General features: G+C 70.0%; 4 protein-coding genes. 2 read left to right on the top strand and 2 right to left on the bottom strand.

Annotated features, from left to right (window positions below; genetic code table 11):
* Positions 1-146: 146 nt before the first annotated feature.
* Positions 147-788, bottom strand: a complete 642-nt coding sequence (locus WA805_RS11225; RefSeq protein ID WP_422275937.1) for a phosphate signaling complex PhoU family protein — start codon at positions 786-788, stop codon at positions 147-149.
* A gap of 134 nt (positions 789-922) precedes the next feature.
* On the opposite strand from WA805_RS11225, the gene WA805_RS11220 reads away from it, so the two are divergent.
* The gene (locus WA805_RS11220) at positions 923-1561 is read left to right on the top strand and encodes a hypothetical protein (RefSeq protein ID WP_422273537.1); all 639 of its coding nucleotides are present in this window, start codon (positions 923-925) and stop codon (positions 1559-1561) included.
* A 36-nt stretch (positions 1562-1597) separates the two neighbouring features.
* Positions 1598-2257, top strand: a complete 660-nt coding sequence (locus WA805_RS11215; RefSeq protein ID WP_425242309.1) for a hypothetical protein — start codon at positions 1598-1600, stop codon at positions 2255-2257.
* 150 nt (positions 2258-2407) lie between these two features.
* Here WA805_RS11215 and WA805_RS11210 read toward each other — a convergent pair.
* A partial coding sequence (locus WA805_RS11210) for a hypothetical protein (protein WP_425242308.1) occupies positions 2408-2664 on the bottom strand: 257 nt, incomplete at its 5' end.

The following is a 2664-nucleotide window of genomic DNA, read 5'->3' as shown; positions in this document are numbered from 1 at the left end:
GATGATGGCCTCGGCCCCGCTGACCATCCGCATCGACCTTGATTCGGCGCCCTAGCCGGTCTCAAGAGGTTCTACGCGGCCCGGCTATTTGACAGCTCACACACCTGCTCGGCCGGATCCTTGCCGTCCTGCGCCTCGCACGGGCATCACCCGCGGCCTCCGGCCAGGTAGGTAACCCGGCGGGCGATATTGAGGGCGTGCGCGCCAAGCCGCTCATAGCAACGGCCTACCAGGGTCATTGTCATCGTCGCCGGGATTGCCGTCCGTCCCGATGCGAGCTCGGCTGCCAGGCTGGCGAGCAGCGCGGTCATCTCCTCTTGCTGCCCGGTTAGGGCAGACGCGGCGGAGTGGTTGCGGTCGTACCATGAGTCGGCCGCTTGGCGCCACATGGCGGAGGCGAGGTCTCCCATCCGCCTGGCCAGGTCGCGGGCAGCCGGTGTCAGGTCCTCGGCGAGGGAAGGCCCGACGTGGGAGGCGAGCTGCATGACCAGGTCATGGGAGCGCTCGAGTTCGGGCGCGATCCGCAGTACAGACAGCAGGAACCGCAGGTCGGAGGCAACAGGGGCCTGCAGCAGGAGCTCGCGCCCGGCCAGCTCCTCGACCTGCCGGTACAGTGCGTCAACGAACTGCTCGCGCTGAGCCAGGGCTGTCGCCATGTCGCCGCGCCCGTCGAGAAACGCCTGGGTTACGGCGGGCAGGTCCTCGGCGACCATGCCGAACAGCTCGATGATCTTGGCCTCGATTGCCTCCAGCGTGCGGTCGAACCCGCTGCGGGCCGCGTTCATCATGTAGTTCAGGTTACTCGCCGCCGACTTACAGGTTAACGAGAGATGAACGAAAATGGTCCTTCAGGCGAATCCATCGACCCGCGCCTGCCGGTGTGTGCCGGGATGCCGGACCCGGCGGACAGTACGATCAGGTGATGGCCGAAGTCCGGGAGTGCGCGCAGTGCGGGACTCCCTTCACCCCGAGACGCGAGCACGCCCGATTCTGCTCCACCCGCTGCCGGGTGACATGGAACCGCGAGCACGCCGGAGTCGCCGCCGCCCCCGCCGTCGCGATCGACTGGTCCGTCACGGCGATGACCGAGGCCGCCGGGCGGCTTGCCGCCGCCCGTGACTGGGACCCGGCCCGTCTGGCAGCGGCCGTGGCCGAGGCGGTGTGGTGGGTCACGCTGGTCGACGCGACCCTGGTCCGCTACCATCCGCGCGACTACGAGGCCGCTCTGGCCAGCGAGGACGTGCGGCGGCGGAAGACCGAGCAGGCCCTCGAAGGGCTCCGCTACGTCCGCAACCAGCTGGGCAAGTCCGCCGACCCGGCCGGGTTCGTCTGCCTTACCTCAGGTGAGGGCACCACCGCCTGGACATGGCGCCCGCAGCCCGAACCCCAGCTCGGAGAGCTCACGCCACGGGCCCGCCGGTGGGAGTTGAGCCGGTACCACGCCTACCAGGCGCGGCTCGCCGGGCGTGGCATCGCCCGGACCTTCACCCGCTGCACCGACTTCCTCGCCCAGGCCGCGAGCCCCGCCAGCGCCGGCACCGCGCACGCAGGCGGCAGGTAGCCAGGTTCCTGTTGCCAGCGTGCATAACATGGCGTGATGGCGGATATCCGAGAGCGCGATCAGCCTGGCACCGTCCCCAGGCCGCGACGCGACGGCGGCGGCCGCGGCACGAGAACGGGCAGCCCCGGCAGCCAGGATGCCGGGGAAGACGCGCTCGCCTGGTCGGTTGCCGCCATGTCCGGGGCGCTGCGCCGGATCGGCGATTCCAGCGGGGCGGACGTTCCGCAGGCGGTCGCGGCGGCCACCGAGGCCGTGTGGTGGGTCACCGTTGTCGATGCCGCCATCACCCGCCATTATCCTGCCGCGTACGGTGGCGCCCTCGCCGCACTCGACCCCGCAGCACGCAGAGCTGTGGAACGGTCCGTGGCCGGGCTCCGATTCATCCGAGGCCAGCTCGGCTACAGCGCCGATCCCGGTGACTTCATCCAGCCCGCTCCCGGCGCCCCGGCTGCGGCTTGGACCTGGCGGTCCGTTCCCCCGCCCTCCCCTCAGCGCGGCACGGTGCGAGACACCAGCCCCTACCGCGAATACCGGACACAGCTCGCCGGCCGGCCTCTCACGGAAGCACTCACCCTGACCGCCGGCTTCCTCTCCCGCATCCACACCGCCATCGGCAATCGCAGGCGTGGTACTGCCGGACAGGTCCCGTCAGCGCATATCGAGGCTTCCCGCCGTGCAATGCCAGTACGGCCCTGACCAGGGACGAACGCCGCCGAGCTGGGGACTGTCTTGCTTCAGCAAGAGGGAGCGTCCTCCCAGCCCCAGTGCTTAGGATCATGCGTGCCCACTCCCGCTACTTGCCCTCTCGTCGAGGTAACGGATGAGCGAGGTCGATCCGGCCCGGTGCTATGCGGAATCGGCCACCCGCAGCGGCTGAGGGACCACCGCAGGCGTGCTGGCGTGCATGTCTTCCAGGCTGCGCCCGGCCGGTTCGGGCAGCACCAGGGTGAGCGCGAAGCCGAGCACCGCTATCCCGGCGGTGAGCAGCAGCGTGCCGCGCAGGCCGAACCAGTCGTTGAGCAGCGGGAACAGGAAGACGCCGATGAACGCGCCGAGTTTCCCGATGCCCGCGGAGATGCCATGCCCGGTCGCGCGCATGGTGA

Origin of the sequence: Trebonia sp. (assembly GCF_049794275.1) — a bacterium.
Classification (GTDB): domain Bacteria; phylum Actinomycetota; class Actinomycetes; order Streptosporangiales; family Streptosporangiaceae; genus Trebonia.
This window is presented reverse-complemented; position numbering and strand designations above follow the sequence as displayed.

Excerpts from the sequence above, each read along its gene's own strand:
- WA805_RS11225 (WP_422275937.1), bottom strand. The coding sequence starts at position 788 with ATGATGAACGCGGCCCGCAGCGGGTTCGACCGCACGCTGGAGGCAATC.
- WA805_RS11220 (WP_422273537.1), top strand. The coding sequence starts at position 923 with ATGGCCGAAGTCCGGGAGTGCGCGCAGTGCGGGACTCCCTTCACCCCG.
- WA805_RS11215 (WP_425242309.1), top strand. The coding sequence starts at position 1,598 with ATGGCGGATATCCGAGAGCGCGATCAGCCTGGCACCGTCCCCAGGCCG.